We start from the raw sequence: 5,676 nt of genomic DNA, 5'->3' as shown, positions 1-5,676 counted from the left end.
GGGCATGTTGGTGTACGGAAGTGTTTTTTTTCGAAGTAAACGCCGATGTTCTTATTCTTAAGGGCTCTGGTATAATTCAGACAATCAACCGTATTCATTGCAAATCGGCTGATGGACTTGGTGTAGATCATGTCGATCTTGCCCGCCTCACAGTCGGCCAAGAGACTCTGGAACCCCGGACGGGAGCTGATGGTCCTACCAGACTTGATATCGATATAGGTACCGACATATTCCCAAGCGGGATTCTCCAGGATGTCCTCTTTCTCAAAGTCCATCTGGGCCGAGAGGCTTTGCAGCTGGCGCTCCATCTGCGTGCTCACACGGCAGTACAAGGCAACCCGGAGACGCTTGAAATGTCGCCTGGCTGGTATGACATGTATGATGGGTTTCCTTTTCTCGTCCGGCATGGTTTTTTATAACACGAATGGAGAGGGCTGGATAGATTTTTTACTACATAGAAAACTCTACTGGCCACAAAAGGTATCAAATTCCTCAAGTTTTCCATAATCCATACTTATCGATATCACGAACCAATAAAACAAATAGAGAACCAAAAGTATTCAACATAAAGCGTCTTGTGTCATCATCAATGTCCTTGATGGCATTCACAGCAGCAAATGCTTTTTCCTTTTTGTTGAACAATAAATCCCTGAAAGTCTTTGCATTTGTGGATTTTATGACTAGATAAAAAGACTCCACAAAGACTTCTCTCTGCTTCATGTCAAACGATGATACCCATTTATTGAGGACCCTGTTGAAGTAGGAAGCATTTCCACTCATATTGATTGCATATTGGAAATCAAACCCCTCAACCAACCAAGAAAAGGGATCATGTTGCATGATCCAAAATCGGTCGCTCTTGACAACCTTGAAATCCTCCTGTTGCTGCAGGAGCATCCCTATCAGAGAAGACTGAGGCACGGTCTTCAGAATTTTGAATTTTATCTTCGCATAATTTTCGCTTTGGAAAATATCTTCGGAGAACCCCGGGCCATCATGACTAAATATGACTTGTATCCTATCCTGAATGCATTGCTCACAATGCATTGAGGCATATACCGCGATATTGCCTCCTTTCGAATGCCCTCCTACAAGCATAGTCGAATATGGATTTCCAATGAAGCTGTTCAGGTATCTCACCCCTTCCACTTGGGAAGGAACGGGGTTGAGAAAAGCCATATTAAAGTCTTCTTTCCATCCAACGAATGTCGAATCAGTCCCTCGGAAGGCAACGTATGCTATCCCATCAGTGATCAAAAAAGTAATCGCAGAAAACTGCTTTTCCTGAACTTGATCTGTGTGATCTACATACCGAGACATCCGTACATCTTGGAATCTGGGGCTATCAGCAAGCGCCAACAACAGCTTCAGGTTGCTTTTATGATCACGAACGCCCAGAAAAAGCCATTCCAGATTGTCCTGTTCCATAAGTTCACGTATACTGATGGAACCATCCAAGGATGATATTCCCGGTACAAACCCATTGAATTGCAGATATGAAAATTGCGACAAGACAAGACTGTCCACCTCGCAGAAAGGTCTTGAATCAAAACCGTCCCTTGCCACTTTGACATAATCTATTATGTTACTCATTTCTTGTCCTTTTTCGATTGAGCATCCAAATTCCCACGATTCACAAAGCAATCAATCTTTATGTAATCTCATTTAGTTAGTCGCAGCATGGCTATCAGGTCCTTTGATGAGACAATCTTGTCAACCATGCTGACCAACAATGACTCGCGATAGTGATAGATGGTTTTTGAAAGGGGCCACATATGAGTCAGTATGATGTCCTTTTCCATTTCATTGAGGTCAAAATACATTTGTGCATTTTCAAGCGCAATTCCTGCATGCCTCATGGCATGGTGGGGGTGCTTCTCTCTTTTCCAATCATACAGGAAGAAATCGTGCAGGAGAGCGCCCCTGGCACATGATTTCTTATCCAAGCCGAAGGCATCTGCCAGATACCACGATACTTGTGATATCAGCAATGAATGACTCAAGGTAGATGCCTGATGATGCTGAATGCCAGCCATGGACATGACATTTCGGTTCTCGAGCAGGTCCTCTATTGCTAGGTAAAATTGCCCATCCTCCTGATCCTCGTCAAGAATCCGCCCATGCAAGAGTATCCATATCGCCTTCCTGTACGGAAGGAATCCAATTACAGCTGTCGACCGCCCCCAAATTTTTGCAATGAACAAAGACAGCTCGCTCTTCAGAATCTGAGGGAAGGCCAAGAGGATCCTCGTATTGGCTTTCCTTCCGACAGCTTCAAGATTTTCAGCAGCTGGATTCTCCAGAAGCCCTAAAAGGTTTCTTTTTAAATGACGGATATGCAACAACTCGTATGCATTCGAGATGGCTTGAAAAATGAAGTAGATCGAAAAACTAACTGCTATTATCCAAAACCCCTTAGTCGCAAGAATCAAATCCATAAACAACCAGATGTTCTGTTGCAGAAAATGTAGGTATACATAGCCTAGAATCCCCCAATAGAACGAGTACAAGAGACAAACCCTTCCCTGTAAATTTAGAAAGAAGGATGAATAGTCCCACAGCTTCAACTCAAATAATTTCTCATAAAAGAGATGTACAAGAAACTCAAGCATGGTACAAAAAAGAATGCATGCCGTGATTTCAACCCAGATCAAGTGATCAGGCACTAATATATCTATGGATTCGATGACGACGGCACCTGCCCCATAAATTGGGACGAAGGGTCCTCTTAACAACCCAGAATCAATGAATCTATGTTCCTTAATGCTACGGTAGGCTGATTCCAGCAACCATCCCAAGAAGGAGGATACTAGAAACAGCACAACCCAACTCCAAAGACCTGCCATATCTATTCCCTATGTTGTTCGACAGACGTGAAGAGTACCAAACCAACTATCCTCATCAATTTCCAAGTCTGGCATGCAAAAACCATCACAATTCATGAATATTGCTCACGTAACATATTGGCATGACTCTCCCAGTCCTCTGCTGCGCCAGTACATTTTGCACAAAGCTCGTCTACATCCTCGTGATCCAGTGGTTGCGTCGATATGGCTCCAGAAATCTTTACCATTTGAGCTAGAGCCTCTGGATTATCGAGCAAGGGACATGGCTGGAAAAGATTCTTATTGAAGGGCTGCCGGTTTCTGTATTCTTTGAAAAGAGGGGACTGCAACGCATCCAGCAACGAACTATTCCTAATGTTCTTATTTGCATAGTGGATGAATGCACAAGGTTCCACATCCCCTGCGGCATTGATATGCAGATATCTTCTGCCCCCCGCAATACAACCGCCTACATACGGAGCGTCGTTCCAAAAATCAAGCAGAAAAATTGGTTTCTTTGCTCGCATTTCACGTACCCAATGAGCCATGTGTTCCCGCTGATCTGCGTTCGTCATCAATGTAGGGTCAGCATTCCTCCCCAAAGGCATGTAGGTGAAATACCAACCAAACATGCATCCTTGTCCGATAAGGAAATCCAAGAAATCTTCGCTTCCTATACTATCCACATTTTTTGAATGGTAGCAGGTACTGAAGCCGAATGGGGCCTTGGCCTCACGCATGTGACGCATGCCTTGAAGGACTTTTCCATACGTTCCCGATCCTCTTCTGAAATCAGTCTGTTTCTCATAACCCTCAATACTGAAAACCAAGGCAAAGTTACCAAGAACAGCCAAGGCTTGTGAAAACTCCTTATCCACCAGTGTCCCGTTGGTGAACGCAAGGAACATGCAATCATCATGTACTGCTGCCAGTTTGAGTAGGTCCGTTTTCCTCATTGTTGGCTCTCCACCTGAATAAATATAGAAATAGATTCCTAATTCCTTACCTTCCATGATGATCCTGTCCATCAATTCATACTCCAATGAATCTGTTTTTTCATATTCGCCAGCCCAGCAACCAGTACATCTAAGATTGCATGCACTGGTCGGATCCATGAGGATGGCCCAGGGGATGTTACAGTCGTACTGTTTCCGTAAAGCTTCAGTGCGTTCGGGCCCTGTCATTGAGGCGCTAACGACAAAATTGGAGACAAAGCGTTTTCTTACTATCGGTTGAAGTTCGTCAAAACCTCTGATGATGAGATTCCTATATGGGTTATCTTTTTCCTTCATTACCTTTTTTGCAGCAAGCAGCTTTCGCCTGCTACCCTTGTCATTTATGAAAATCAAGAGAGCATCCACAACTTTGGGGATATTCTCTTCCGGATTGCTCTCCATGAAATGCAATGCCAGATGCAATGCAGTATTACTGATGCCATGCGTAATGTGATCCATGATTTTGTTCCTTTGTTTGTGATGGTTTTTTTCTTAAGACACTCATTGCAGTCCACAATTCAAGACACTTGAAATAATCATCTCGTGTTTCTTGTTGGACATACTCTCCCATTGCTCCAACAAGGAAGTATATCGATCACCTTCCCCTTCTACCGTTCCGAAAAGAGGTTGCAAAATATGGTTTTGGAAGAACGATAGTCCCATGAAAGCCAAGGAGAATGCATACGAAGAGCTATTTCCCAGACTTGCAAATACGGTTTCGGTGACTGTCCATAAGGATTTGATGGACTCCTGGAGACATTGTGTAACCGTCAAAGGTTGATCATGGTTCATGCAAACAGTGAATTCCAAGAGAATGGAAGAGAAATTACGGTTTTTCATAAAATCCGCAAATACGCTAAGTACTTCTTTCAATCTCTGGGAAGAAGAAATCGACTTGGCTTGGACGACATCGTGCAATTTTCCTGTGACCGAATCAACCACATACCGAACTGTCTCGATGAAGATAGCTTCTTTGTTTGCATAATATTTGTACAGTCCGGTTCGGCTTAGTCCGCATTTTTCTGCGATTTCCTCATAGTTGGCAGAGTAATAACCTTTTCTTGAAAATATTTCCAAGGCTTGATTGATGATGTCCTTGGACCGATAATCATGGTCAACAATTTTTGGCACGACGAGCCTCCTTCACAGAATTTGCTTCAGATTCTTTATTTTGACATCAGTGTCAAAATAAAGATTATTAGCTGCGATGTCAATAGAACAGTTGGTATTATTTTTAATCCAGTATCTGATTAAGCTTTCAGATGGGCCTCTTATCCATAATAATTTATCAATCCTTTGCAAACAAAGCACTCGTATCCGTGTATTCCTTGTAGCTTTCCTTTTTGTTTCATCACATACAATACCCTTACTAATAAATCATCAACGACAACCAACTCTTGATACAAGAACACTCATTGAAGATGTTTGTTTTGTACTAACTTAATATCCAAATCCATAGGGGCATGCCTGATGAGATTACTGTCCATCAGGCCAGAAAATTGCCTTCGGCTTTCATCAGATTCCTCCTTTTGGAGGATGCTTTTACCCTTAGCTATGTACTTGGGGCTTTCATCCTTGAGAAAATGCTCGTACCGAGAGCACCAGAGAAGGCAGGTACGCGCGTGAAACGTACCTGCCAAGAGATGAGGAGAGAAGGTTATGGGGAATCTATCTCTGGTATTCCTCCCAGAGTTCATCAGCAATTGGCTTCCACTTGTCAGCAATCGGCTTGCATTTAGCATAGAGCTGTTCTACTGATTCTGAGTCGATCCGTTGGGTGCTTTGAGCCCCCGACTGGTTGACCATATCCAACAACAACTCAGGATTGTCAAACATGGGGCAGGGACTGTCTCTTT

5 protein-coding genes and 1 pseudogene are annotated in these 5,676 nt (G+C 43.2%); all 6 read right to left on the bottom strand.

Going from position 1 to position 5,676, the window contains the following annotated elements; translation table 11 throughout:
• Positions 1–407: recombinase family protein (locus tag JF818_RS14190; protein WP_198892631.1), on the bottom strand; the 407-nt coding region annotated here is incomplete at its 3' end.
• An 85-nt stretch (positions 408–492) separates the two neighbouring features.
• Positions 493–1,593 carry an Mbeg1-like protein gene (locus tag JF818_RS14185; RefSeq protein ID WP_198892630.1) on the bottom strand — a complete coding sequence of 367 codons (1,101 nt, stop codon included), beginning with the start codon at positions 1,591–1,593 and terminating at the stop codon, positions 493–495.
• A 68-nt stretch (positions 1,594–1,661) separates the two neighbouring features.
• Positions 1,662–2,822, bottom strand: coding sequence for a putative ABC transporter permease (locus JF818_RS14180; protein ID WP_198892629.1), 1,161 nt, complete (start codon positions 2,820–2,822; stop codon positions 1,662–1,664).
• A gap of 116 nt (positions 2,823–2,938) precedes the next feature.
• Positions 2,939–4,279, bottom strand: coding sequence for a radical SAM protein (locus JF818_RS14175; RefSeq protein WP_198892628.1), 1,341 nt, complete (start codon positions 4,277–4,279; stop codon positions 2,939–2,941).
• Positions 4,280–4,321: 42 nt separating this feature from the next.
• Entirely contained in the window at positions 4,322–4,951 is a 630-nt protein-coding gene (locus tag JF818_RS14170; protein ID WP_117331537.1) for a TetR/AcrR family transcriptional regulator, read from the bottom strand.
• 537 nt (positions 4,952–5,488) lie between these two features.
• Positions 5,489–5,676: pseudogene (locus JF818_RS14165) on the bottom strand (radical SAM protein); the annotation flags it as partial.

The organism is Sphaerochaeta sp. S2 (assembly GCF_016406725.1).
Classification (GTDB): Bacteria; Spirochaetota; Spirochaetia; order Sphaerochaetales; family Sphaerochaetaceae; genus Sphaerochaeta.
The sequence above is the reverse complement of the archived record's forward strand: the minus strand, read 5'-3'. Positions and strand labels throughout refer to the sequence as shown.

Excerpts from the sequence above, each read along its gene's own strand:
- JF818_RS14185 (WP_198892630.1), bottom strand. The coding sequence starts at position 1,593 with ATGAGTAACATAATAGATTATGTCAAAGTGGCAAGGGACGGTTTTGAT.
- JF818_RS14175 (WP_198892628.1), bottom strand. The coding sequence starts at position 4,279 with ATGGATCACATTACGCATGGCATCAGTAATACTGCATTGCATCTGGCA.